23 protein-coding genes and 1 pseudogene are annotated in these 22,946 nt (G+C 69.3%); 12 read left to right on the top strand and 12 right to left on the bottom strand.

The genetic code is table 11. From position 1 onward, the window contains the following. Nucleotides 1-21 precede the first annotated feature (21 nt). A complete protein-coding gene (locus C438_RS13295; protein ID WP_004969984.1) occupies nt 22-534 on the top strand; it encodes a hypothetical protein in 513 nt (170 codons plus the stop codon). Here the strand turns inward: C438_RS13295 and C438_RS13290 are convergent. Together C438_RS13290 and C438_RS13285 are read right to left on the bottom strand one after the other, a co-directional pair. After that, nucleotides 531-1,070 carry a hypothetical protein gene (locus C438_RS13290; RefSeq protein WP_004969982.1) on the bottom strand — a complete coding sequence of 180 codons (540 nt, stop codon included), beginning with the start codon at nt 1,068-1,070 and terminating at the stop codon, nt 531-533. The genes C438_RS13295 and C438_RS13290 overlap by 4 nt on opposite strands. Continuing rightward, nucleotides 1,063-1,527, bottom strand: coding sequence for a hypothetical protein (locus C438_RS13285; RefSeq protein WP_004969981.1), 465 nt, complete (start codon nt 1,525-1,527; stop codon nt 1,063-1,065). Before C438_RS13285 ends, C438_RS13290 begins: the two co-directional genes overlap by 8 nt. A gap of 122 nt (nt 1,528-1,649) precedes the next feature. Between C438_RS13285 and C438_RS13280 the strand changes: the two genes are divergently transcribed. From C438_RS13280 to C438_RS13250, 7 genes are all read left to right on the top strand, one after another. Then, nucleotides 1,650-2,567: a 1,4-dihydroxy-2-naphthoyl-CoA synthase gene (locus tag C438_RS13280; protein WP_004969980.1), complete on the top strand. Its 918-nt coding sequence runs from the start codon at nt 1,650-1,652 to the stop codon at nt 2,565-2,567. An 87-nt stretch (nt 2,568-2,654) separates the two neighbouring features. Further along, the gene (locus C438_RS13275; RefSeq protein ID WP_004969979.1) at nt 2,655-3,872 is read left to right on the top strand and encodes an ABC transporter substrate-binding protein; all 1,218 of its coding nucleotides are present in this window, start codon (nt 2,655-2,657) and stop codon (nt 3,870-3,872) included. Nucleotide 3,873: 1 nt separating this feature from the next. Then, nucleotides 3,874-4,815, top strand: coding sequence for an NAD(P)/FAD-dependent oxidoreductase (locus C438_RS13270; protein WP_004969977.1), 942 nt, complete (start codon nt 3,874-3,876; stop codon nt 4,813-4,815). 181 nt (nt 4,816-4,996) lie between these two features. Continuing rightward, complete coding sequence (locus tag C438_RS13265; RefSeq protein WP_049918049.1) at nt 4,997-5,935, top strand: 1,4-dihydroxy-2-naphthoate polyprenyltransferase; 939 nt, start codon at nt 4,997-4,999, stop codon at nt 5,933-5,935. A 2-nt stretch (nt 5,936-5,937) separates the two neighbouring features. Next, nucleotides 5,938-6,990 carry an o-succinylbenzoate synthase gene (gene menC / locus C438_RS13260; protein WP_004969974.1) on the top strand — a complete coding sequence of 351 codons (1,053 nt, stop codon included), beginning with the start codon at nt 5,938-5,940 and terminating at the stop codon, nt 6,988-6,990. Between the two features lie 63 nt (nt 6,991-7,053). Next, nucleotides 7,054-7,863: an enoyl-CoA hydratase/isomerase family protein gene (locus C438_RS13255; RefSeq protein WP_004969973.1), complete on the top strand. Its 810-nt coding sequence runs from the start codon at nt 7,054-7,056 to the stop codon at nt 7,861-7,863. Between the two features lie 72 nt (nt 7,864-7,935). Continuing rightward, on the top strand, nt 7,936-8,652 hold the full coding sequence (locus tag C438_RS13250; protein ID WP_004969971.1) for a ThuA domain-containing protein: 717 nt from the start codon (nt 7,936-7,938) through the stop codon (nt 8,650-8,652). 232 nt (nt 8,653-8,884) lie between these two features. Here C438_RS13250 and C438_RS13245 read toward each other — a convergent pair whose 3' ends face one another. Next, entirely contained in the window at nt 8,885-9,760 is an 876-nt protein-coding gene (locus C438_RS13245; RefSeq protein WP_004969970.1) for a hypothetical protein, read from the bottom strand. Between the two features lie 410 nt (nt 9,761-10,170). Here C438_RS13245 and C438_RS13240 point away from each other — a divergent pair, with 410 nt between their 5' ends. After that, the gene (locus tag C438_RS13240) at nt 10,171-11,742 is read left to right on the top strand and encodes an ATP-binding protein (RefSeq protein WP_004969969.1); all 1,572 of its coding nucleotides are present in this window, start codon (nt 10,171-10,173) and stop codon (nt 11,740-11,742) included. A gap of 5 nt (nt 11,743-11,747) precedes the next feature. Here C438_RS13240 and pyrI read toward each other — a convergent pair whose 3' ends face one another. Both pyrI and pyrB read right to left on the bottom strand, forming a co-directional pair. Continuing rightward, nucleotides 11,748-12,215, bottom strand: a complete 468-nt coding sequence (gene pyrI, locus C438_RS13235; protein ID WP_004043480.1) for an aspartate carbamoyltransferase regulatory subunit — start codon at nt 12,213-12,215, stop codon at nt 11,748-11,750. Further along, nucleotides 12,212-13,126 carry an aspartate carbamoyltransferase gene (pyrB, locus tag C438_RS13230; protein ID WP_004969968.1) on the bottom strand — a complete coding sequence of 305 codons (915 nt, stop codon included), beginning with the start codon at nt 13,124-13,126 and terminating at the stop codon, nt 12,212-12,214. Before pyrB ends, pyrI begins: the two co-directional genes overlap by 4 nt. A gap of 69 nt (nt 13,127-13,195) precedes the next feature. Between pyrB and C438_RS20105 the strand changes: the two genes are divergently transcribed. Beyond that, nucleotides 13,196-13,327, top strand: coding sequence for a hypothetical protein (locus tag C438_RS20105; RefSeq protein ID WP_275039881.1), 132 nt, complete (start codon nt 13,196-13,198; stop codon nt 13,325-13,327). Between the two features lie 8 nt (nt 13,328-13,335). On the opposite strand, the gene C438_RS13225 is transcribed toward C438_RS20105, so the two are convergent. From C438_RS13225 to gdhB, 3 genes are all read right to left on the bottom strand, one after another. Next, on the bottom strand, nt 13,336-14,589 hold the full coding sequence (locus tag C438_RS13225) for a Glu/Leu/Phe/Val family dehydrogenase (protein WP_004969967.1): 1,254 nt from the start codon (nt 14,587-14,589) through the stop codon (nt 13,336-13,338). Between the two features lie 154 nt (nt 14,590-14,743). Continuing rightward, nucleotides 14,744-15,583, bottom strand: coding sequence for an HpcH/HpaI aldolase/citrate lyase family protein (locus C438_RS13220; protein ID WP_004969966.1), 840 nt, complete (start codon nt 15,581-15,583; stop codon nt 14,744-14,746). A 51-nt stretch (nt 15,584-15,634) separates the two neighbouring features. Then, complete coding sequence (gdhB, locus tag C438_RS13215; RefSeq protein ID WP_004969965.1) at nt 15,635-16,921, bottom strand: glutamate dehydrogenase GdhB; 1,287 nt, start codon at nt 16,919-16,921, stop codon at nt 15,635-15,637. A gap of 208 nt (nt 16,922-17,129) precedes the next feature. On the opposite strand from gdhB, the gene C438_RS13210 reads away from it, so the two are divergent. Beyond that, the gene (locus C438_RS13210; RefSeq protein ID WP_338034782.1) at nt 17,130-17,645 is read left to right on the top strand and encodes a MaoC family dehydratase; all 516 of its coding nucleotides are present in this window, start codon (nt 17,130-17,132) and stop codon (nt 17,643-17,645) included. Nucleotides 17,646-17,794: 149 nt separating this feature from the next. After that, nucleotides 17,795-18,217, top strand: a pseudogene (locus tag C438_RS13205) (DoxX family membrane protein); the annotation flags it as partial. Here C438_RS13205 and C438_RS13200 read toward each other — a convergent pair. The 4 genes from C438_RS13200 to C438_RS13185 form a co-directional block, all read right to left on the bottom strand. Next, nucleotides 18,201-18,560, bottom strand: coding sequence for a DUF5658 family protein (locus C438_RS13200; protein ID WP_004969961.1), 360 nt, complete (start codon nt 18,558-18,560; stop codon nt 18,201-18,203). The pseudogene C438_RS13205 and the gene C438_RS13200 overlap by 17 nt on opposite strands. A 189-nt stretch (nt 18,561-18,749) precedes the next feature. After that, nucleotides 18,750-20,495: an acyl-CoA carboxylase subunit beta gene (locus C438_RS13195; RefSeq protein WP_004969960.1), complete on the bottom strand. Its 1,746-nt coding sequence runs from the start codon at nt 20,493-20,495 to the stop codon at nt 18,750-18,752. Between the two features lie 215 nt (nt 20,496-20,710). Then, nucleotides 20,711-21,604, bottom strand: a complete 894-nt coding sequence (locus tag C438_RS13190) for a class 1 fructose-bisphosphatase (RefSeq protein WP_004969958.1) — start codon at nt 21,602-21,604, stop codon at nt 20,711-20,713. 303 nt (nt 21,605-21,907) lie between these two features. Beyond that, nucleotides 21,908-22,840: a helix-hairpin-helix domain-containing protein gene (locus C438_RS13185; protein WP_004969957.1), complete on the bottom strand. Its 933-nt coding sequence runs from the start codon at nt 22,838-22,840 to the stop codon at nt 21,908-21,910. Nucleotides 22,841-22,946: the final 106 nt, after the last annotated feature.

The following is a 22,946-nucleotide window of genomic DNA, read 5'->3' as shown; positions in this document are numbered from 1 at the left end:
CGCGCTCCGCATCGTGGCGGTATGTCCTCCACGCACTTCCGCCAGTATCGCGGCAGTGTCTACGCCGTCGCCGGCTTTCTCGGCGTCCTCGTGTTCGCGTACGCGGCCGTCATCGCCTACGAACCGCTCGCCGGGGTTCTCGCCAGTGCGACCGTCGTCTTCGGCGTGGTGCTTCTCTCGGACCTCGCCGAGCGCGGCTATCCCCCGGCGCTCGGCCGCCGCGGAACGCTCGCGCTCGTCGCGGTCGCGGTCGCGTTTCCCGTCCTCTGGTTCGTCGTCCAGCGCCCCCTCATGGGCCTCGGCCTCGCGCCGCTCGTCGCGGTGGCCGTGTGGGGGCTCGCGCGGTTCAAGGCCGTCGGCTACCCCGAGTCGATGGGTCGCCGTCGGTCGCTCGCCACCGCCTTTGTCGGGACCGGACTCGTCGCCTACGGCTCCGTGGCCGGGGCGACCGCCTTCCTCGTCGGCATCGCGGGCGCGATACTCGTCGGGCTGGCGTCGTGGCTGACGAGCCCCCGCGGGCCGCTTCGAGACTAGTACTCCGCGTGAGAAGCGTCGTCCGAGGCGCCCGACTCCGTCCACCGCCCGACGAGCCGGCCGGCCGCCCAGTAACAGCCGGCGTCGAGGAGGACCGACAGGCCGCCGATGACGCCCCCGACGACGCCCGCGGCCGCGACGCCGATGAGCGCGATGAGCGCCAGCGAAAGGAGCGGTGCCCCGTTCAGAACCGCGCCGACGAGGACGACGCCGAGGAGGAACGCTCCCCCGATGAGCGCGCCCGCCGCGAACCCCCGGAGGACGAGTCGCCACAGTCCGCGGAGGCCGTTCCGCAGGCCGGCCAGCCCGCCGTCCGCCAGCGCCCACCGGCTCGCGGCCGCGGTGAGGAGCCACAGATACGCGAAGACGGCGACGCCGGGGAGCGTCCCGAACCCGGCGAGTTCGCCTTCGAGCGCCCCGCTCGCGTGCGCGGCGAGGAGTCCGACGAGGCTCAGGACGACGAGGTTGAACGACGAGACGACCCACGCCTCGACGCGGCCCCGCTCCCCGGCGCGGCCGGCGGCGGTCTCAGCCATGCGCCAGCACCTCCGCGAGCGCGACGAGCACGAGGAGCGCGGCGGCGGTCGCGCCGTAGCCCTTCGCAAGGAGCGAGCGCCCCGAACCAGTCGAGTCGCCCCGCCGGAGCCGGAACACGACGAGCGTCCGGACGAACGACCCGAGGACGAACGCGGTCACTGCGAGGAGTTTCGCGGTCAGTATCGACCCCCAGCGCCCGGACGGTCCGGGCGGGCCGAGCGCGCCGAGGTTGCCGACGCCGGTGACGACCATCGCGCCCATCGTCGCCCAGAAGACCCACTCGTACGTGACTGCGAGCGCGGCTGGTTCGCCGAGAGAGGCGGTCGAGCCGCCGGCGTCCGCGCGTCCGGGACCGGCGGCGCTGAGCGTCGCCCACGCGAACGCCGCGCCGCCGAAGACGAGCGCCATTCCGACGAGGTGGACGAGTCTGACGAGGAGGGTGGTCGCGGCCGACATACGCGGGAGTCGTTCGCGAACTGACAAATATTTCCGGGCCGGGGGAGCGGTGGGGCGGCGGGCCGCCCCCCGAACCGCCGCCGCAAGCGAATCTTTTTGCGCCGCCCGCGCCGCCTCTCGGTATGGTCTCGGAGATTTTCGACCCCGACCGCTGGGAGCCCGTCCCGGGGTCCGACGAGTTCGACGACATCACCTACCACCGCGCCGTCGACGTGCCGGCGGTCCGCATCGCGTTCGACCGCCCCGAGGTCCGCAACGCCTTCCGACCCGGAACCGTGGACGAACTCTACGCCGCGCTCGACGACGCCAGAAAGCGCGCGAACGTCGGGTGCGTCCTGCTCACCGGCAACGGCCCCTCCGAGAAGGACGGCGGCTGGGCGTTCTGCTCCGGCGGCGACCAGTCGGTCCGCGGCGGCTCGGGCTACGAGTACCGCGACGACGACGAGGCCGACGCCTCCGACGACCCGCTCGTCCGCGAGGCGAAGGCCGGTCGCCTGCACATCCTCGAAGTCCAGCGGCTCATCCGATTCATGCCCAAGCCCGTCGTCGCCGTCGTGCCGGGGTGGGCCGTCGGCGGCGGCCACTCCCTGCACGTCGTCTGCGACATGACGCTCGCCTCCGAGGAGCACGCGAAGTTCCTCCAGACCGACCCCGACGTGGCCTCCTTCGACGGCGGCTTCGGCTCGGCGTACCTCGCCAAGCAGGTCGGCCAGAAGAAGGCCCGCGAGGTGTTCTTCATGGGCAAGACCTACTCCGCGGAGGAGGCGGTCGACATGGGGATGGCGAACGAGGCGATTCCCCACGAGGAGTTAGAGGACGTGGCGCTGGAGTGGGCCGACGAGATGACGAAGAAGTCGCCGACGGCCATGCGCATGCTCAAGTACGCGTTCAACATGACCGACGACGGCATGGTCGGCCAACAGGTGTTCGCCGGCGAGGCGACCCGACTCGCCTACATGAGCGAGGAGGCACAGGAGGGCCGCGACGCCTTCCTCGAAAAGCGCGAACCGCGCTTCCGCGACTACCCGTGGCACTACTGAACTGACGCCGAAACGCGTCACCTCGCCATGATTTAGGCACGCCGAAAAATAGGAACGCTCTTGTGTGTTTAGGGTAGCCTAAATCCTATGGACGAGAACTCCACCGGGAACGAGGGACTCACGCGACGCAACTACATTCGGTACGGCGGCACGGCGCTCGGGGCCGGGATGCTCGCCGGCTGTACGTCGGACTCGTCGGGAAGCGACGAGACGACAGCCGCGGCCGAGACGACGACCGAAGCGGCCGCCGCGACCGAGACTGAATCGGAGGCCGAGACCACCGAGGCCGACGCCTCGTACTCGGTGACGATGGAGCCGATGGGCGAGGTCACGTTCGACTCGGTTCCCGAGTCGTGGGCCGCCTACGACGGCGGCTACGCGGACATGGCCGTCGCGCTCGGCGTCGGCGACGGGGTGACCGGCGTCGGCGGCGCGGGCCGGTACTACACCTACGTCTACGACGAGCTTCCCGGCGTGAGCGTCGACCGCGAGCAAATCGAGGCGTACCCCGAGGTCAGGACGAAAGAGGAGTTCTACGAACTCGACAACGACGTCCACCTCTACGACCCGAACATGCTCATCAACTGGTTCGACTGGGACCAGGAGGACGTGGACGAAATCGCGGAGAACGTCGCCCCGTTCGTCGGCAACCTCATCTTCCGCCGGTCCGACGGCTGGCACGACTACCGCTACTACACGCTCTACGAGGCGTTCGAGAAGGTCGCGCAGGTGTTCCAGCGCGAGGACCGCTACGAGGCGTTCGCGGCGCTCCACGACGAGTTCATCGCGGAGATACAGTCGCGACTGCCGCCGGCGGACGAGCGCCCGAACGTGTTTCTCACCTACGAGGGGACGACCGAACCGGAGACGTTCTCGCCGTACCGCCTCAACGACAAGGGCACGAGCAAAAAGCAGTGGAACGACCTCGGCGTCACCGACGCGCTCACCGGAACCGACATCGAGAACCTCAGCACGACCAACCGCGGCGAACTCGACTACGAGAACCTCCTCGAAGTCGACCCCGACGTGATTCTCGTTCGCGGCCACGAGCGCAAGACGGCCGCGGAGTTCCGCGACACCGTCCTCGCGTACATGGAGGACCACCCCGTCGGCGGCGAGCTGACGGCCGTCCAGAACGGCCGGGTCTACCGCGGCGGCTACCTCAATCAGGGGCCGATTCACAACCTGTTCCTGACCGAACGCGCCGCGAAGCAGATGTACCCCGAGGAGTTCGGCGAAGTGACCGGCGACGCCGAACTGTTCGACCGCCAGCGCGTCGCGGACATCGTCAACGGGGAGTTCTGAGATGGCGGACGCCGCGGCGTTCGACTACGACGTGGCCATCGTCGGCGGCGGGCCGACGGGCTGTTCGGCGGGCGTCTTCACCGGCCGGTACGGCCTCGACACCGTCGTCTTCGACCGCGGCCGGTCGTCGCTCCAGCGCTGTGCCTATCTGGAGAACTACCTCGGCTTCCCCGGCGGCGTCGACATCGAGACGTTCTACGGGCTCATCCACGACCACGTCGAGGCGGCCGGCTGTGACCTCGTTCCGGACCTCGTCGAAGCGGTCGAACTCGCCGGAGGCGACGCGGCCGGGACCGAGACGGCGGACACCGACGACGCGGCTCCCGCCGGCCCCGGCTTCGCGGTCACGACGCAAAGCGGCGAGACCGTCACCGCGAGGCGGGTCGTTTCGGCCGCCCGCTACGGCGGCGACTTCCTCGAACCGCTCGGCGACGACGAGATGTTCGTCACCTACGAGCACGACGGCGAGACGCGGACGAAGTTCGACCGCGACTACGCCGACATCGAGGGGCGCACGTCAATCGACGGGCTGTACGTCGCCGCGCCGGTGAGCGAGGTCAACGTGCAGGCCATCATGTCGGCCGGACAGGGCGCGCGAGTCGGGCGGTCGGTCATCACCGACCACCGCCTCGAACGGGGGTATCCCGAGGACCTCGCGCGCCACTGGGACTGGTTGCGCCCCGAGGCGGAACTCGCCGACGAGGCGGCCGCCCGCGACGACTGGCGAGAGCGGTTCGACAGCCGCGTTCCCGACGACTGCGACCTCTCGGAAGAGCGACTCAGCGAACTCCGCGAGGCCGACGTGGAGCGCCAGCGCGAGATGTACGTCTCAGACGAGACGGTCGAAACCCGAGCCGAGAAGGGTCGCGAGCGACTCGCCGCCCGCCTCGGCGTCGCCGCCGACTCTGAATCCGGCTCCGACTCCGGCGCCGGCCCCGAGTAGCGAGGAATCACCATCCCCGCGTCGCCGACGGCGATGACCACGTCGTCGCCGACGCCGGGGAGAACCCGCCTCGTCAGGGGCGGCGCGACCGCCGGGCCACCGTGTTCTCCCACTCATCGCCTCGGGGTCGCGCGCTTTCGGATAGGAACTTACTCACTGCTCCGGCACTCGTATGCAGACAATGAGCACGCAGGACATCTCTCGCAGGCGGGCGTGGGTGATGGCGTCGCGGCCGCAGACGCTTCCGGCGGCCGCCGCGCCGGTCGTCGTCGGCACCGCGGTGGCCGTCCACGCCGACCTGTTCGCCCCGCTCCCCGCGCTCGCGGCGCTCGTGGGCGCGCTCCTCATCCAAGTCGGGACCAACTTCGCCAACGACTACTACGACGCGGTGCAGGGCGCGGACACCGAGGCCCGCGAGGGCTTCACCCGCGTCACCGCGGGCGGACTCATCCCCCCGTCCGAGGTCAAGCGGGCGATGTACCTCACCTTCGCCGCCGCCGTCCTCCTCGGCACCTACCTCGTCTACGTCGGCGGCGTGCCCATCCTCGTCATCGGCCTGCTTTCGGTCGCCTCGGGCATCGCCTACACCGGCGGCCCGTACCCCCTCGGCTACCACGGTCTGGGCGACCTGTTCGTCTTCGTCTTCTTCGGCCTCGTCGCCGTCGTCGGCACGTTCTACGTGCAGGCCGCGAGCGTCCTCGCCGCCCCGCTTCCAGTCGGGATTCCGGAGGGAACCGTCACGCTCGTCGCCGTCCTCGCCAGCCTCCCGATGGCGGCCATCTCCACGAACATCCTCGTCGTGAACAACGTCCGCGACAAGGAGGAAGACGCGACCACGGGCAAGCGGACGCTCGCGGTCCGGTTCGGCTACGGCTTCGCCCGCGCCGAGTACCTCGCCATGCTCGCGCTCGCCTACGCCGTCCCCGTCTACCTCTGGACCCGCGCCGGCTTCGACTGGTACGTCCTGTTGCCGGTGTTCTCGATGCCCGTCGCGGCCCGAATCGCGCGGACCGTCGTGACCGAGACGAGAGGCGAGAAGCTCAACCCCGCGCTCGAAGACACGGGCAAACTCCTCGCGCTCTACGCCGTCCTCTTTTCGGTCGGCCTCGTCCTCGCGTGACGATGCGCGTCCGCGAGTTCGCCGTCGACCTCCGAACGCCGCTTTCGACCGCCGCGGGCGACATCGAGCGCCGCGAGGGGTTCCTCGTCGCGGTCGACGTCGCGGGCGAGACCGGCGTCGGCGAGGCGACCCCGCTTCCGGGCTGGACCGAGTCGCTCGCCGACTGCCGCGACGCGCTCGCCGGTCTCGCCGAAGACGACGCCACCGGTGACGCCGACCCCGAGTCCGCGCTCGAAGACGGGGCGCTCGCTGACGCCCCCGCCGCGAGACACGCCGTCTCGCTCGCGGTCGCCGACGCCCGCGCTCGCGCCGCCGGCCGGCCGCTCGCCGCGGCCCTAGACACCGACCCCCACACCTCGCTTCCGGTGAACGCGACCCTCGGCGACGACGGCCCCGGGGCGACCGTCGAGGCCGCCGAAGCCGCCGTCGCGTCGGGGTACGACTGCCTCAAACTGAAGGTGGGCGCGCGGGACCCGACCGACGACGCGGCGCGCCTGCGGGCGGTCCGCGAGGCGGTCGGTCCCGACGTGGCGCTCCGGGCCGACGCGAACGCCGCGTGGGACCGCTGGACCGCCGACCGCTTTCTCGACTCGGTCGAGGAACTGGCCCTCGACCTCGACTACCTCGAACAGCCGCTTCCCGCCGACGAACTCGACGGCCACGCCGTGCTCCGACGGCTCCACGACACGCCCATCGCGCTCGACGAGTCGCTTTCGGCGGTCCCGGCGGAGCGGGCCATCGCCTCGAACGCGGCGGACGTGCTCGTCTGCAAGCCGATGGCGCTCGGCGGCCCGGACCGCGTCCGAGACCTCGCCGCCCGCGCCCGCGACGCCGGCGTGGACGTCGTCGTCACGACCACCATCGACGCCGTCGTCGCCCGGCTCGGCGCGCTCCACGTCGCGGCGTCGCTTCCCGGCGACCGGGCGCACGGGCTGGCGACCGCGTCGCTCCTCGATTCCGACCTCGCGGCCGACCCGGCACCCGTGCGCGACGGCCGGATGCGCGTCCCCGACGCCCCCGGACTCGGCATCGACGTGGACGCGGTGTTCCCCTGAATCCGCCGCCGCAACTCCCCACGGTCCAAATGTTTTTCACGATTCTGCACGTCGTCCCGGGAGATGACCGAGGTCGAACTCGACTCCGACGCGGTACGGCTCGCGCTCGACGGCGGCGTGGCGACGGTGACGCTGGACGCCCCGGCGGTTCGGAACGCGCTGACGGTCGAAGTCACCGCCGGCGTTCGCGAGGCGCTGGACTCGCTCCCCGACGCGGCGCGCTGTGTCGTCCTCCGCGGGAGCGACGAGGCGGGCGCGTTCTGCGCCGGCGGCGACGTGAACGCCATGAGTGAGCTACAGGCCGACGCGATGACGCTCCCCGAGGCGGTCGACCACGTCGTCCGCGACACCGCCGACGCCGTGCGCCGCGTCTACGAGTGCGACCTGCCGACGGTCGCGGCCATCGACGGCCCGGCCGTGGGCGCGGGCGGCGCGCTCGCCATCGCCTGCGACCTCCAACTCCTCCGCGAAGACGCCTTCGTCAGCTTCGGCTTCCGCCGGGTCGGCCTCGCGGTCGATTCGGGGGTGTCGTACCTCCTTCTCCGACTCGTCGGGCGCAACGTCGCCATGGAACTCGTCTACACCGGCGAGGAACTCGGTCCCGAGCGGGCGCTCGAACTCGGCGTCGTGAACCGCGTCGCGGGCGAGGACGAGTTCGAAGCCGACCTCGCCGCCCTCACGGAGCGCATCGCCGGCGGCCCGACGAAGGCGCTCACCGCCTCCAAGCGCCTGCTCCGCCGCCCCGACGACTCCATCGAAGCGGCCATCGAACACGAGGCGTCGGCGCAGGCGGTCATACTCGACACCGACGACCACGCCGAGGGGCTGGAGTCGTTCGTGAGTCGCCGCGAGCCGGAGTTCGAAGGGACGTAGCCGGGCAGTCGGGCGACCGCCACCGACCCCGCGTTCGGTGCATACTTGTCGCCGCCCGGCGACGCCGGGAGTATGGTCACCGTCACCGTCTGGAACGAGTACCGACACGAGAAGGAAGACGACGAGGTCGCCGAAGTCTACCCCGACGGCATCCACGCGACGATTGCCGAGGGACTCCGCGAGGCCGGCTACGACGTGCAGACCGCCACGCTGGACGAACCCGAACACGGGCTCACCGAGTCGGTCCTCGACGACACCGACGTGCTGGCGTGGTGGGGCCACAAGGCTCACGACGAGGTGGACGACGACATCGTGGACCGCGTGGTCGACCGCGTCCGCGACGGGATGGGGCTTCTCGTGCTCCACTCGGGGCACTACTCCAAGCCGTTCAAGCGCCTGATGGGGACGACCTGCTCGCTGAAGTGGCGCGAGTCGGGCGAGAAAGAGCGCGTCTGGGTCGTCGAGCCGGGTCACCCCATCGCCGACGGGCTTCCCGAGTCGTTCGAGGTCCCCCGCGCCGAGATGTACGGCGAGCGGTTCGACATCCCCGCGCCGGACGAACTCGTGTTCACGTCGTGGTTCGAGGGCGGCGAGGTGTTCCGCTCGGGCTGTTGTTACACCCGCGGCAAGGGCCGCGTCTTCTACTTCCGGCCGGGCCACGAGACCTACCCAATCTACGAGCAGGCGGAGGTTCGGACCGTCCTCGACAACGCCGTCGAGTGGGCCGCCCCCGGCGACGGCCCCGACCCGTACTTCGGGAACGCAGAGCCCATCGAAGACCTCGACTGAAGCGTCGGGGGATACCGCCCGAACGGAACCGTCCGGAGCGCCGACTATCATAAGTGGATGCGGTCCGGAGAACGTCCATGGCACAACCGACGAGCGGACAGCGGCGACTGATGTTCGCCCTGTTCGCGTTCGCGACGCTCGTCTTCCTCCTCGGCATCGTCGTCATCGGCTACCTCGCCGGCGCGTTCTGAGGTCGGTTCCGGGGCGGTCGCCTCGCCGATGAGCCCCGCGCTCAGCGGGTCGCGTCGTCGGGGTGGTAGGTCTTTCCGCGCGAGCCGTCGGCGGTCATCCGGCGGAGCGTCGCGGCGGCGTTGCTCGCGTCGTAGCCGAACAGCACGTCTTTGGCGTACTCGTCTGCGACCTCGATGGCGTGGATGAGGTCGTCCACGTCCACGTTCACGGCGTACAGTTCGAGCGAGAAGTCGGCGTCGTACGGCTCCAGAAGCGAGACGAAGCCGCGGGCGATGGTTTCGAGCCAGTAGGTCGTCCCGTAGTGGGTGTCGTACAGCGGGACGACGAACTCGTCGACGTACTCCGAGAGCGCCTCGATGTCGAGGCCGGCGCGGCGGTAGAGGTGGCCCGGGTAGGGGTCGGGATACAGCGTGAGATACAGGCGGCCGGGGACGCGCTCGGCGGCGTCGGCGACGAAGTCGGTGATGACCTCGGCGCGCCACTCGAACCACGCGTCCTCGTCGTCGGCGTCGCGGTCGCGGTCGGCGGCCCACGCCTCGAACTGCGAGGTACACCGCTCACACCGGCAGTACTCGTCGCGGGGGAAGCCCACGTCGTCGAGGCGCACGTCGCCGTTGGCCGCGGCGGCGTCTTCGACGATTTCGAGCAGGCCGGCGCGGTACTTCTCGTTCGTCGGGCAGATGTACGCCCAGTCGAAGTACGTGCGGTCGCGCGTCGCCGGGTTCCCCTCGCCGTCGACGGGGACCAGTTCGGGGCTCTCGTTGGCGGCGGCGTTGTCGCCGAAACACGAAATCATGTTGACGGCGTTCGACAGCGGTTCGGCCGCCCGGCCGGTCACGTCTTTGACCTCGTAGAACCCGCGGTCGAACTCCGGCCAGTCGACTTCCTCTTCGTTGCGCGTGACGACCCCGTACATGGCACCGCCTTCGCGCGGGCGTCGGGTAAGTCGTTCGCTCTCGGGCGTGCGGCTCGCTCCCCGGCGCGGCCGCTGGACGGTCGAGAGTCGGGCAGACTCGGTCGGAGTCGACCGAGCGCCGAGAACGTGGTTACTCTTCGATTTCGACTTCGACGGTCTCTCCGCTACCGGAGAACACGGTGTAGAGGACCGCGACGAGCGCCAGTACCAGGACCAGTTTGGCCTTCTTGGACATACCGAGAACTTCGACCGCACCGCACTAAGTGATTACGACACCGGGGGAGCGCGCGCAGGTGACTGGAAACCGGACACTCGCGCTCTACTGCGGTTCATTTTTCGTGAGAACTCACAGAAACGTTATATTATCTGAGACCATCCTGTCTGTCGTTCAGTTCGTTCCCTTCCGCCCGATGCCACTCGACTCCTCGATTCGCGTCCTTTCCGCCGACGGCGACCGCGCGATTTTCCGCGCCGTCCAGCGGGCGGTCTCGCCCGCCGTCGTCGACTCGGCGGCGACGCTCGCCGCCGCCCGCCGCGCCCTCGACGGCGACGCGTACGACTGTCTCGTCCTCGGCGCGGCGTTCCCCGACGGCGACGGCGTCGCCCTGCTCCGCGAGGTTCGCGCGACCGACGACGACCTCCCGGTGGTCTTCCTCGCGACCGACGACGCCGACCACGCCGTGACGGAACTGGTCGATTTGGGTATCGACGCCTACCTCGACCGTGCGGCGGTCCTGCGGCGGGCCGAGCGCGACGGCGGCGACGACGGCGACGACAGCGGCGGCGATGGCACCGACGCCCCCGCCGACGCGCCCTCTGACGACGCGCTCGGTTCGCGCGTCCGGCGGCTCGCCTGCGAACACCACAAGGCGCGGGTCGCCATCGACGCGTTCGACCGGGGGGCGACCCCGGCCGACGCGAGTTGGTTCATCGAGGACGCGCTCGACGCGCTCGACGACGTGTTCTACGTCTACGACCGCGAGGGGAAACTCGTCTCGTGGAACGAGCGGCTCACGGAGCTCACCGGGATGTCGGCCGCCGAACTCACCGGGATGTCGGCCGACGCGTTCTTCCACGAGGCCGACCGCCCGGCGGTCAAACGCGCCGTCGAGGAGGTGATTCGAACGGGGACGACCGTCGTCGAAGCGCGCTTGCCGACCGACGACGGCGCGCTGTTGTTCCAACTCACCGGCCGCCGGCTCTCGGGACCCGACGGGGAGCTCGTCGGCTTCTGCGGCGTCGGCCGCGACATCACGACTCGGCGGCAACACGAGGAGCGACTCGCACGGCAAAACGAGCGGCTCGGCGAGTTCGCGCGGGTGCTCTCGCACGACCTCCGAAACCCGCTTTCGGTCGCAATCGGCTTTCTCGACCTCGAACGACAGGTAAACGACTCCGAGAACCTCGAACGGGTCGCGACCTCGCTGACCCGAATCGACGACATCGTCACCGACGTGTTGACCGCGGCCCGCCGCGGGACCACGGTCATCGAGTTCACGCCCGTCTCCGTCGAGGCGGTCGCCCGCCGGGCGTGGGACACGGTCGAGACGGGCGACGCGGCGCTCGTCGTCGAGTCGTCCGCGACGGTCCACGCCGACCCCGGCCGGCTCCAGCGGCTGTTCGAGAACCTGTTTCGGAATTCCGTGGAACACGGTTCCGCGGGCGGCCGGTCCTCGCCGCTGACCGTCCGCGTCACCGCGTCGCCCTCCGAGGGGACGGTCGCGGTCGAAGACGACGGTTCCGGCATCGCCGCCGCCGACGTCGCGCGGGTGTTCGAACGCGGCTTCACCACCTCGGCCGAGGGGACGGGCTTCGGCCTCGACATCGTCCGGTCGCTGGCGGAGGCCCACGGCTGGACCGTCTCCCTCGGTTCGGCTTCGACAGGCGGCGCGAGATTCGAGTTCGACGGCGTCGAGTTCGCCGACGAGGACCACCGCTGTCCGGCGAGCGCCGCGGGAAAAAGGGGGTCGGACGACTCCTAAAACGGTCAGTTAACGTCGAGGTTGGCCGCGACTTCGTCCTCGCGGACGATGGTCTCGCAGTAGTCACAGCGCACGCCGTCCGAGAGGACCGTAAAGCGGGACTGGATGGGCTCGTCGGCGTTGGAGATGCAGTTTCTGTTCGGACACGAGATGATGCTCGCGACGGCGTCGGGGCGGACGACCCGGTTCTTCTCGACCACGTCGTAGTCGCGGACGATGTTGATGCTCGCGGCGGGCGCGATGAGCGACAGCACGTCCACCTCGGACTGGCTCAGTTCGCGGCCTTCGACCTTCACGATGTCCTTGCGGCCGAGGCGGTCGGAGGGGACGTTCATCCCGACCGAGACCGCCTCCCCGCTGGTGCCGTCGATGCCGAGGATGGCGAGGACGTTGAGCGCCTGCCCCGCGGCGACGTGGTCGATGACGGTGCCGTTTCGAATCTTCGAGACGCGGAGTTGGTGGTCGTCTGTCATCGGTCTTGGGAGAGGAGGATGTCCAGAAGCGCCATCCGGACCGGGATGCCGTTGTGAGCCTGTTCGAAGTACGTCGCGTGGTCGGTGTCGTCGATATCGGGCGAAATCTCGTCCACGCGGGGGAGCGGGTGCATGATTGTGAGGTCGTCGGACGCCGCGTCCAGCGTCTCCGAGTCGATTTGGTACTGTCCCGCGACCTTGCGGTACTCGTTTTCGTCGGGGAAGCGCTCGCGCTGGATGCGCGTCACGTAAAGCACGTCGAGTTCGGGGAGCACCTCGTCGAGTTCGGTGTGTTCTCTGACCTGCGCGCCCGAGGCGTGGAGGTCGTAGCGGACGTTCCGGGGGAGCCGCAGGCTCTCGGGGCTGATGAAGTGCTGGCTGGCGTCGAAGTTCGTCAGCGCCTCGGCCAGCGAGTGGACCGTCCGGCCGTACTTCAGGTCGCCCATGATGCCGATGGTGAGGTCGTCGAGGCCGGCGTTCTCCCGGATGGTGTAGAGGTCCAACAGGGTCTGACTCGGGTGTTGGCCCGCGCCGTCGCCCGCGTTGACGAGCGGCACGTCGACGAACTCGGCGGCCATCGTGGCCGCGCCCTCGCTCGGGTGGCGGAGCACGAGCGCGTCCGCGTAGCCCTCGACCACGCGGACGGTGTCGGCGAGCGTCTCGCCCTTCTTGACCGACGACGACTCGACCGGGCCCATATCGACGGTCTGGCCGCCGAGGCGTTTCATCGCGGAGTCGAAGCTCATCCGGGTTCGCGTGCTCGGCTCGAAGAAACAGAGCCCGAGAACCTTTCCGGCGTGTCGTTGCCGGAACGCGGCCGGGTCGGCGTCGATGTCGGCCGCGCGGTCGAGCACCGCCTCGATGTCCTCCCGCGAGAGGTGCGACGCGGAGATGAGGTGGTCCTGACGCATCGATGAATGACGCGACCTACACCGACTTGAATCCCCCGGCATCGGCCGCTCCGAGTGATATTCACCACCATGCACAGAATCGCCGGCGTCGGCGACTGCGGCGGACGCGGCACGGCGGGCGAAACGGTCGAAAAGCGAGGCGACGAGGCGGCAGACGAGACCGCCGAGACGGCACGACGAAACCGCCGAGGCGACGACTGACCTCGACCCTACGGCCAGTTGCCGGCGGAGTCGTAGGAGTCGACGACGCGTCGGATGGCGACGACGTAGGCCGCGGTGCGGAAGTTCGGCAGGTCGTGGGTCTCGTAGGCGTCGACGAGTTCCTCGAAGGCGTCGACGATGACGCGCTCCAGTTCGTCGTTGACGCGCTGTTCGGTCCAGTAGAACCGCTGGCGGTTCTGGACCCACTCGAAGTACGAGACGGTGACGCCGCCGGCGTTGGCGAGGATGTCGGGGAAGACGTGGACCTCGCGCTCGGTGAGCACGTCGTCGGCGTCGGGCGTGAGCGGGCCGTTCGCGGCCTCGACGACCACGTCCGCGTTCACGTCGTGGGCGAGTTCGCCGTCGATGGCGTTCTCCAGCGCGGCGGGGACGAGCAGGTCCACGTCGAGGGTGAGAAGCTCCTCGTTGGTGATTGCCTCCGTCCCCTCGTAGTCGGAGACGGTGCCCGTCTCGTTTTTGAACCCCTTGACCGCGCGGGTGTCGAGGCCGTCGGGGTCGTAGACGCCGCCGGAGGAGTCGGAGACGGCGACGACCGTCGCGCCGAGGTCCTCGATGAGCTTCGCGGTGACGGAGCCGGCGTTCCCGTAGCCCTGGACGGCGACGGTCGCGCCCTCGATGTCGCGGCCGAGGTAGTCGAACGCCTCGCGGGCGGTGAGCATCGTCGAGCGCCCGGTCGCCTCGACGCGGCCCTCGCTCCCGCCGTTCGAGAGCGCCTTCCCGGTGATGACGCCCGGCGCGGTGGTGTTTTCGAGCGTCTCGTAGGTGTCCTTAATCCAGTTCATCTCGCGCTGGCCGGTGTTCACGTCGGGCGCGGGGATGTCGCGGCTCTCGCCGATGAGGGGCCGGAGTTCCTTGGCGAACGACCGGGTGATGCGTTCGAGCTCGGACTCGGAGTACGCCTTGGGGTCGATGACGATGCCGCCCTTGCCGCCGCCGTAGGGGATGTCCACGACGGCGCACTTGTACACCATCCAGCCGGACAGCGCCTTCACCTCGTCTCGGCTGACGTTCGGGTGGTAGCGAATCCCGCCTTTGTACGGGCCGCGGTCGCCGTTGAACTGCGACCGGTAGGCGCGAAACAGCTCCACGTCGCCGTCGTCCATCTCGACGGCGAGGTTCGTTTCGAGGACTCGCTCGGGGTTCTTCAGCCGCTCGATAACGTCGTCTCGCACGTCGAGGTAGGCGGCCGCGTCGTCGATTTGCTCCTGTAGACTCTCGAAGGGATTCGCCTCTTGTGCCATGCCCTAATACGCTCCGGGCATCCGGTTAAGCGTAGCGGGGATTTTAGCATACCACAGTATTGAGACACATACTCATCGATAAAAGGTGACAGTCGTCGGGCGTCCGGCCGAGTCGGCATCGCGCCGGGTCGGTCTCGCGCCGGTTCGGGAGCGCTCAGTACGACTCGCCGGCGCGGTCGAGAATGTTCTCGGCCTGCTTGACGAGCGGGGCGTCTATCATCTCGCCGTCGACGCCGAAGACGCCCCGGCCCTCCTCTGCGGCCTCGTCGCGGGCGCGGAGCACCTTCTTCGCCCACGCGACGTCCTCGTCGTCGGGCGAGAACGCTCCGTTGATGACGGGCACCTGCGCGGGGTGGATGGCGAGCTTCCCGTCGTAGCCGAGTCGCCGGCCGAACGCGGCGTCCTCGCGGAGTCCCGCCTCGTCCCGATAGTCGACGTGGAGCGTGTCGATGGCGTCGACGCCGGCGGCCGCGGCCGCGACGACGACGCGCTCGCGGGCGTAGAGCACCTCGGTCCCGTCGTCGCTCCGGGTCGCGCCCACGTCGGCGGCGAAATCCTCCGCCCCGAAGACGACCGCGGCGGTGTCGGGCGCGGCCGCGATTTCGGGGGCGGCGAGGACGCCCGCCGCGCTCTCGACGATGGCGATGACGGGGCAGTCAGCGCCGCCCTCGCGGGCCGCGACGGCGACGCTCGTCACGTCGTTGGCGCTCGTCGCCTTCGGGACGACGAGCGTGTCAGGCGGGTGTTCGGCGCAGACGGCGGCGATGTCGTCGCGGCCGGCGTCGCCGGGATTGACGCGCACCGCGACCTCGGCGTCCGGGTCGAACTCGGGGTCCGAGAGGACCGCGGCGACGGTCTCCCGGGCCTCGGCTTTCCTGTCGGGCGAGACGGCGTCTTCGAGGTCGAACACGAGCACGTCCGCGCCCGCGCCGGGGGCTTTCCGCAGGAGTTCGGGGCGGTCGCCGGGGGAAAACAGGACACTTCGTCGGGGCATGGTGTGTGTATCGAGGGGGGCGGTGAAATATCGACTCGTCGGCGACCCGGCTCAGGGCCAGAGGCCGCGGTGTTCGTGGGCCTCGGAGACGCGTTCGAGCGCGACCATGTAGGCGGCGTCGCGCCACGTCACGTCGTGTTCCTCGACGCGCTCGCGGACGGCGGTCCACGCGCGGAGCATCTCGGTCTCCAGTTCGTCGTGGACGCGTTCGAGCGACCACGAGCGGTGGTTGAGGTCCTGCAACCACTCGAAGTACGAGACGGTGACGCCGCCGGCGTTGGCGAGGATGTCGGGGACGACCGGAATCTCGCGTTCCTCGAAAATCTCGCTCGCCGCGGAGGTGGTCGGACCGTTCGCGCCCTCGACGACGAGGTCAGCCTGCACGTCGCCGGCGTTCTCGGCGGTCAGGACGTTGCCGACGGCGGCCGGAATGAGCACGTCGACGTCGAGTTCGAGCAGTTCCTCGTTCGAGAGCTTCCGCGGCGCGTCGTACTTCATGACCGCCTCGGGCTCTTCCTCGTGGGTCGGCACGTCGTGCGTGTCGAGGCCGTCGGGGTCGTAGATGGCCCCGTTCACGTCGGAGACGGCGACGACCGTCGCGCCCTCGTCGTCGAGGAGTCGCGCGGCGGGCGCGCCGACCGAGCCGAACCCCTGGACCGCGACGGTGGTGTCTTCGATGTCCCAGCCGAGGTAGTCGATGGCCTCGCGGGCGATGATGGCGACGGAGCGGCCGGGCGCGGTGTCGCGGCCCTCGCTCCCGCCGACGACGGGCGGCTTGCCCGTCACGACGCCCGCCTTCGTCTCGCCTTCCTGCATCGAGTAGGCGTCCATGAACCACGCCATCGTCTGGGCGTCGGTGCCCATGTCGGGCGCGGGGATGTCCTTCGTGGGGCCGATGAAGGGCCGAAGCTCCTCGGCGAACCGCCGGGTGAGCCGCTCTTTCTCGTCGGTCGAGAGGTCCTTGGGGTCGACGACGATGCCGCCTTTGCCGCCGCCGAAGGGCAGGTCCATCACGGCGCACTTCCACGTCATCCACATCGAGAGACCGATGCACTCGGCCTCGGTCACGCCGGGGTGGAACCGGAGGCCGCCCTTGTAGGGGCCGCGGACGCTGTCGTGCTGGGCGCGGTAGCCGGTGTAGACCGCGGTCGAGCCGTCGTCGCGTTCGAGCGGCACCGAGACGCGGTGAACCTGATTCGGATGCCGAAGCCGCTCGATGACGCCGGGGTCGACGTCGAGGTTCGCCGCCGCGCGTTCGAGCTGTCGGCGGGCCGTCTGGAGGGCTGTCTCTTCGGTCGGTTCGTCGTCCGTCGCGGTGGATGGTACTGCGGATGCCATGATTGGTCGTGCCGGCCGAGCGCCGGCTGTGCCGGGGGACAGACGCGTCGTCCCGCGCCCGCAGTGACGGCCGAACCGTCGACCGAACGGCCGACCGAATCAGCCGCCATCGGGCGCTTTCGAAATCCTCTATTGTGGATAATTATAATGGTTGTTATCTTCTTTTGTTCGGGGCAATAGTTGTCACACGGTGCGACCGACCGGCACGATTTTATCACGGTCTATCACACGCACCACTATGACCGGTCTGTACTACGAGGAGTTCGAGGTCGGCCGGACCATCGAACACGAAAAGCGCCGCACCGTCTCGGAGTCGGACAACCAGCGGTTCTGCGACATGACGATGAATCAGCAACCGCTCCACCTCGACGCCGAGTTCGCGGCCGACTCGCAGTTCGGCGAGCGACTGGTCAACGGCCTCTACACGATGAGCCTCGCGGTCGGCCTCTCGGTTCCCGACACGACCGACGGGACCATCGTGGCGAACCTCGGCTACGACGACGTGTCCCACCCGAACCCGGTGTTCCACGGCGACACCCTTCGGGCGCAGACGACCGTCCTCGACAAGCGCGAGACCTCCGACGGCGAGCGCGGCGTGGTGACGATGAAAGTGGAAGTGTTCAATCAGGACGACGACCCCGTCTGCGAGTTCGAGCGCACGGCGCTGTCGCTGAAACGCGAGTTCGCCGACGCCGCCGCCGACACCGACGCGGACGACGCCTGAGTCCGACCGACCCGGTCGTCCCGCGCCCGTCCGCGCCTCCGTCTCCGTCTCCACCTCCGACCACACCGTTTTCTCTCCGGCGTCGCTAGGTCGGACATGGATTTCGACGCCGCTCCGGCCGAGTCAGTTCGGTCGCCGACTGGGCTCCTTCGGTCACAGACCGGGTCGCCACGGTCGCCGCCCGCGCCCCCGAACCGGCGACCGTCGCCCGGGTCGGCCTCGGCGCGATGGTGTTCGCCGCGGGCGTCCACAAGCTTCTGGACCCGCTTTCGTGGTCGGCGTACGTCGTCCCGTGGCTCGCGCCGTTGCTCGTCGTCTCGCCGGTGACGTTCATGCTCGCAAACGGCGTCCTCGAAGTCGGCTTCGGCGCGGCCATCGTCGCCGACCGCTACACCGCCCTCGCGAGCGCCGTCGCGGCCGTCTCGCTTTCGGCGACGTGTCTCTACCTCGTGGTCGTCTTCGTCGTCGAGGGGGGCCTGTTCGGCGACGTGCTCGCCCGCGACATCGGACTGGCGGGGCTCGCGTGGGCCGTGCTTCTCGACTCGCTCCGGCGGCCTACCCGAACACCGTGACGAGGATGAGTTGCGTGTTCATCAGCCCGGCGACGCCCCACGGGACGGCCACGCCGATGGGAATCGCCCCGCGGTAGCGACTCGGGAGGACGTGCCACGCGACGACCGCGACCGCGAGCACGACGAGTTTCAGCGAGATGAGCGCGCCAACCGGCCCGAGCGCGGGGATGAGCGCGAGGACGACGGGGTTCAGTTCGGCCAGCCCCCGGCCGAGCCCGTAGAGCGTCGTCAGCACGTCGAGGACGAACGCCAGCATCGTCACGGTCCAGAGGACGTGCTCGTCGCTCACCGCGTGTGTGAGTGCCGCTCGGGACGTCTCGGGAATGGGGAGTTCGTGGCTCATGGCGGGCTATCGGCAGGCGACAGTTCCCGAAACCGGGCCGAGACGGGACGGGCGGGACGCGGTGGAGCGGGACGGGAGTCGGCCGACGATGAGGTCCGTAGCACCGCCGCCGTCCTCAGTACGAACTGCTTAGGTCAGTTACCGTGAGATTACCCGCCGGAAAAACGGAGCATTAACCCCCGAGTCGGCTCAGATGACGGTCCCGTGTTTCTTGTCGGGGAGCGACTTGTCCACGTCGGCGTAGAACTCGAAGCGGGCCGCAAGCTCGTCGCGGAGGCTCGACGGCGGGACGATTTCGTCGATGACGACCTCGCTCGCCATCCGGTGGGCGTCGATGTCCTCGCGGTACTCCTCGCGGAGTTCGTCTTCCATCCGCGCCCGTTCTTCGGGGTCGTCGATGTCGGCGAGCTTGTTCGCGTACACCGCGTTGATGGCGGCTTCGGGGCCCATGATGCCGATTTCGCCCGAGGGGAGCGCGATGACGCTCTCGGGGTCGTAGGCGGGGCCGCCCATGGCGTAGATGCCCGCGCCGTAGGCCTTCCGCACGATGACGGTCTGCTTGGGCACCGTCGCCGACGACGTGGCGTAGATGAACTTCTTGCCCTTCTCCAAGATGGCGTCTTTTTCGACCTGCGAGCCGGCCATGAAGCCGGGCGTGTCACAGAGGTAGAGGAGCGGAATCTCGTAGGCGTCGCAGGTCCAGATGAACTCCGCGGCCTTCTCGGCGGCGTCGGGGAAGATGGCTCCCGACCGCTCGGTGGGCTGGTTGGCGACGATGCCGACCGGCCGGCCGTCGATGCGGGCGAACGCGGTGACGATTTCCTCGCCGTAGTCGGGCTTCAGTTCGAACACGGACTCGGCGTCGACGACGCGCTCGATGAGGTCGTGGGCGTCGTACGGGCGGTTCGGCGACTCGGGAATGAGTTCGTCGATGCCGTCGGGCGAGTACCGCGGCGGTTTCGACTCCGAGCGCGGCGGCTTCTCGCCGGCCTTGTCGGGGAGGTAGGTGACGAGTTGGGCGACGAGTTCGCGGGCGTGGGCCTCGTCGCGGGCGACGAGGTCGGCGCTCCCCGATTCCTCGGCGTGCATCCGCGCGCCGCCGAGGTCCTGCATGGAAATCTCCTCGCCGGTGACCATCTTCACCATGCGCGGCGAGGCGATGGCCATCGCGGACATCCCCTCGACCATGACCGTGAAGTCGGCGAAGACGGGCGTGTAGGCCGCGCCGGCGATACACGGCCCGTAGAGGACGCAAATCTGCGGGACGTACCCCGAGAGCATCGAGTGGTTGTAGTAGTACTTCCCGATGCCCTCGCGGTTGGCGAAGAAGCCGGTCTGCTGGTCGATGCGGCCGCCCGAGGAGTCCATCAGGTAGAGCACCGGCTTGCCCGTCTTGAGGGCGCGCTGTTGCATCCGGAGGAACTTCTCGACGCCGCGGCGAGCCATCGACCCGGCCTTGACCGTGAAGTCGTTGGCCATGACGTGGAGGTCGCGCCCTTCGAACTCGGCGGCCCCCGTCAGCAAGCCGTCGCCGGGGAGGCGGGTGTTCGGGTCCGCCTCGTCGACCTCGGGGGAGTTCTCGTGCCACGAGTCGAAGTTGGCGAACTTGCCGTCTTCGAACGCCAGCCCGTCGGGAAACCAGAGGTCGAGTCGGTCGCGAACGAACAGCTTTCCCGACTCCGGCAGGCGCTGTTTGTACTTCTCGGGGCCGCCGCCGAGGATGTCCGCGATTTCCTCGCGGAGTCTCTCCTCGCGCTCGGTGGGTCCCAAATCGTCGTCCAGCGGGAAGGCGTCCGCGGGCGGTTCGGCGTCCGCGACGGCCTCCTCGCCGTCGCCGACGAAGACGTTCACGTCCGTCCCGAGGTGTCGCGCCAGCGCGTTGGCGATGGCCTCGGCCTCGTCACCGGTCGCGCCGTCGCCGATTCTGACCTTCATACTCGGTGATGCATCACCGTATTCAAAATGGTTTTCCATGCACGATTTGCCGGGCGGTCGAATAGAGGCCGGCGGCAGTCCGGCCGCAGTCCGCTCGGAGACCTGCCGCTATCGACTGCGGAGTCCGTGGAAAACGAGTGTGCCCGGTCGTTTCGGTTCGCTCGGTGCGGTCGGTGCGGTCGGTGCGGTCACTGTGGTCGACGAGTCGGGCGCGCTCAGTCCAGCGCGGCTTCGAGCATCGCCACGAGGTCGGTGTTGCCGACGTACATCGGGGTCCGCGCGTGGAGTTCGTCTTTGTCCACGTCGAGGAGCGACTTCGTGCCGTCGGAGGTCGCGCCGCCGGCCGTCTCGATGACGTAGCCGATGGGGTAGCCCTCGAACTGGACGCGGAGCTTGCCCTCGGGGGCGGACTCCAGCGTGGGGTACGCGAAGATGCCGCCGTAGGTGAGAATCTGGTTCACGTCGCCGATCATCGACCCGCCGTAGCGGAGTTTGCGCGAGGGGTCCTGTTCGACCTCGCGGGCGAACGCCTCGAAGTCGTCGGTCCAGTCGGGGACGCGGCCGCCGAAGCCGTACACCGACCCCTCGTCGGGAATCGTGACGTCCTCGCGGACGAGTTCGCGGGTCGCGTCGTCGTGGATGACGTACTCGTCGACGGTCCCGTTGCGGGCGACGACCATCGTCATGACCGGGCCGTAGAGGACGTAGCCGGCGGCGACGAGGTCGCGGCCGTGGGCCGGAAGGGGAGCCTCGTACACCGCGAAGATGGTCCCCATCGTGTTGTTCGGCTTCAGGTTCGACGAGCCGTCGAGCGGGTCGACCGCGACCGACAGGCGACCGGTGCCCACGTCCACGGACTCGGGGCGCTCCTCGCTGGCGTACTCGCCGACGCCGTCGAGCGCGCCGATGCGCTCGCAGAGGAGGTCGTCGGCGAACACGTCGGCGGCCATCTGCGTCTCGCCGCTCGGGTTCTCGTCTTCGGCGGTGACGCGCCGGCCGGGCAGGCCGGTCCGAATCTCGGGCGCGGTGCTCGCGATGACGTCGACCACGCCGTCGATGGTCCGCACGTCGCGGGCGGTCTCGGCGGTGTTGATGTCTGTCGTCGCCATCAGGCCCACCCCTCGGAGCGTCGGCGAGTCGTCGGCGAGTCGTCGGCGAGGCGGGAACTGCCCCCGAACGTCGTCGGGGCGGAAGATACCGTCTGCGGGGAGTCGACGGCCGTGTCGGAACCGGGCATCATCTGATTCAAAATGGTGTAACTACCTATATAAAGACTGCGTCTAGAGTGGTTTAGGAGATATTGCTGGATTCAGTCGTTATGAGGTCTGTAACAAAATATTACGGAAGAATACGATACGAATAGAAATTACTACTCAGATAGTAAAAATTCGGACGGCAGTCAGAACCGGCGGTCACTCCATGGCGTCGCGCGCCTGACCCTTCCACGCGCTGACGACGGTCGGGTCGATTTGGAGGGCGTCGGCGACGTGTTCCGGGTCGGCGGTGGCGAGTCGTCTGACGGACCGGACGCCCGCCTCGGCGAGCAGTTCGGCGTCGGCCTCGTCGATTCCGGCGAGCGTCGTGAGCAGTTCGGGTTTCGACCGCTCGCGCCACGCCGCCTCGGCCGCGAGCGCGTCTCCCGAACCGTCGGCCGACGCGCCGGTCGCCTCCCGTCCGGTCGGGGTCCAATCGCCCGACGCCGTCGGCTCCGAGGGCGTGTCCGGCCCGTCCCCTCCGTCCTCCGAACCCGACGGCGTCCAGTCCCCGTCTCGCGCGGACCCGTTCGTCCCTGTCGCCTCGCCCCGGCCGCTCGGCGTCCAATCGCCGGCCTCGCCGTCGCTGTCGTCGGCGTCGTCTGCGCCGTCGGTCTCGTCCCAGTCGCCCGAACTCGCGGCGACCCACGCGCGCTCGTCGTCGCCCAGTCCGCGGACCTGCGAGGAGCGCCGGTCGAGGTCGTCGCCGGAGTTGAACGACCACGAAAGCGAGTGCCAGCGCCGAATCTTCGCCGCCACGCCGGGGTTCGCCCCCGCGGCGACGAGGTCGCGGTAGCACACCTCGCCGTCGACGATAGCGGCCGCGTCGATGTTCGACTCGGCGAGGCAGTCGGCGGTCGCCGGGCCGACGTATTTCAGGTCCTGTAGCTCGGACGGCGCACCGTCGCTCGCGCGGTCGCCCCGCGGCCTGAGCAGGTGGGTCAGCGCCTCCTCGGGGTCTTTCGGTCCCTCGTCCGGCCCGTTCCCCCGCTTTGCGCCCTCGCCCTCGCCGTCGCTCGGGCGCGCGTCCGAGACGGCTTCCCCTCCGTCCCCGCCCGCGTCGTCTCCGTCGTATCTGCCGGCGTCGTTCACCCCAGTCACCGTTGCATATCCCCATTCTTGCGCCCGACTTGAGTCTTCCCGTGACAGTCACGAGTCTGTCACTATTCCGAACGCATCGGCAAGTTTTACCTCCCCG

This window comes from Haloferax denitrificans ATCC 35960 (assembly GCF_000337795.1).
Classification (GTDB): Archaea; Halobacteriota; Halobacteria; order Halobacteriales; family Haloferacaceae; genus Haloferax; species Haloferax denitrificans.
This window is presented reverse-complemented; position numbering and strand designations above follow the sequence as displayed.

What these genes read in the sequence shown, in the direction of transcription:
- C438_RS13295 (WP_004969984.1), top strand. Translation starts at nt 22, where the DNA reads ATGTCCTCCACGCACTTCCGCCAGTATCGCGGCAGTGTCTACGCCGTC.
- C438_RS13270 (WP_004969977.1), top strand. Translation starts at nt 3,874, where the DNA reads ATGGCGGACGCCGCGGCGTTCGACTACGACGTGGCCATCGTCGGCGGC.
- C438_RS13275 (WP_004969979.1), top strand. Translation starts at nt 2,655, where the DNA reads ATGGACGAGAACTCCACCGGGAACGAGGGACTCACGCGACGCAACTAC.
- C438_RS13190 (WP_004969958.1), bottom strand. Translation starts at nt 21,604, where the DNA reads ATGGCGACGACAGACATCAACACCGCCGAGACCGCCCGCGACGTGCGG.
- menC (WP_004969974.1), top strand. Translation starts at nt 5,938, where the DNA reads ATGCGCGTCCGCGAGTTCGCCGTCGACCTCCGAACGCCGCTTTCGACC.
- C438_RS13250 (WP_004969971.1), top strand. Translation starts at nt 7,936, where the DNA reads ATGGTCACCGTCACCGTCTGGAACGAGTACCGACACGAGAAGGAAGAC.
- C438_RS13240 (WP_004969969.1), top strand. Translation starts at nt 10,171, where the DNA reads ATGCCACTCGACTCCTCGATTCGCGTCCTTTCCGCCGACGGCGACCGC.
- C438_RS13195 (WP_004969960.1), bottom strand. Translation starts at nt 20,495, where the DNA reads ATGAAGGTCAGAATCGGCGACGGCGCGACCGGTGACGAGGCCGAGGCC.
- C438_RS20105 (WP_275039881.1), top strand. Translation starts at nt 13,196, where the DNA reads ATGCACAGAATCGCCGGCGTCGGCGACTGCGGCGGACGCGGCACGGCG.
- C438_RS13200 (WP_004969961.1), bottom strand. Translation starts at nt 18,560, where the DNA reads ATGAGCCACGAACTCCCCATTCCCGAGACGTCCCGAGCGGCACTCACA.
- C438_RS13265 (WP_049918049.1), top strand. Translation starts at nt 4,997, where the DNA reads ATGAGCACGCAGGACATCTCTCGCAGGCGGGCGTGGGTGATGGCGTCG.
- C438_RS13225 (WP_004969967.1), bottom strand. Translation starts at nt 14,589, where the DNA reads ATGGCACAAGAGGCGAATCCCTTCGAGAGTCTACAGGAGCAAATCGAC.
- C438_RS13290 (WP_004969982.1), bottom strand. Translation starts at nt 1,070, where the DNA reads ATGGCTGAGACCGCCGCCGGCCGCGCCGGGGAGCGGGGCCGCGTCGAG.
- C438_RS13285 (WP_004969981.1), bottom strand. Translation starts at nt 1,527, where the DNA reads ATGTCGGCCGCGACCACCCTCCTCGTCAGACTCGTCCACCTCGTCGGA.
- C438_RS13245 (WP_004969970.1), bottom strand. Translation starts at nt 9,760, where the DNA reads ATGTACGGGGTCGTCACGCGCAACGAAGAGGAAGTCGACTGGCCGGAG.
- pyrI (WP_004043480.1), bottom strand. Translation starts at nt 12,215, where the DNA reads ATGACAGACGACCACCAACTCCGCGTCTCGAAGATTCGAAACGGCACC.
- gdhB (WP_004969965.1), bottom strand. Translation starts at nt 16,921, where the DNA reads ATGGCATCCGCAGTACCATCCACCGCGACGGACGACGAACCGACCGAA.
- C438_RS13280 (WP_004969980.1), top strand. Translation starts at nt 1,650, where the DNA reads ATGGTCTCGGAGATTTTCGACCCCGACCGCTGGGAGCCCGTCCCGGGG.
- C438_RS13255 (WP_004969973.1), top strand. Translation starts at nt 7,054, where the DNA reads ATGACCGAGGTCGAACTCGACTCCGACGCGGTACGGCTCGCGCTCGAC.
- pyrB (WP_004969968.1), bottom strand. Translation starts at nt 13,126, where the DNA reads ATGCGTCAGGACCACCTCATCTCCGCGTCGCACCTCTCGCGGGAGGAC.
- C438_RS13220 (WP_004969966.1), bottom strand. Translation starts at nt 15,583, where the DNA reads ATGCCCCGACGAAGTGTCCTGTTTTCCCCCGGCGACCGCCCCGAACTC.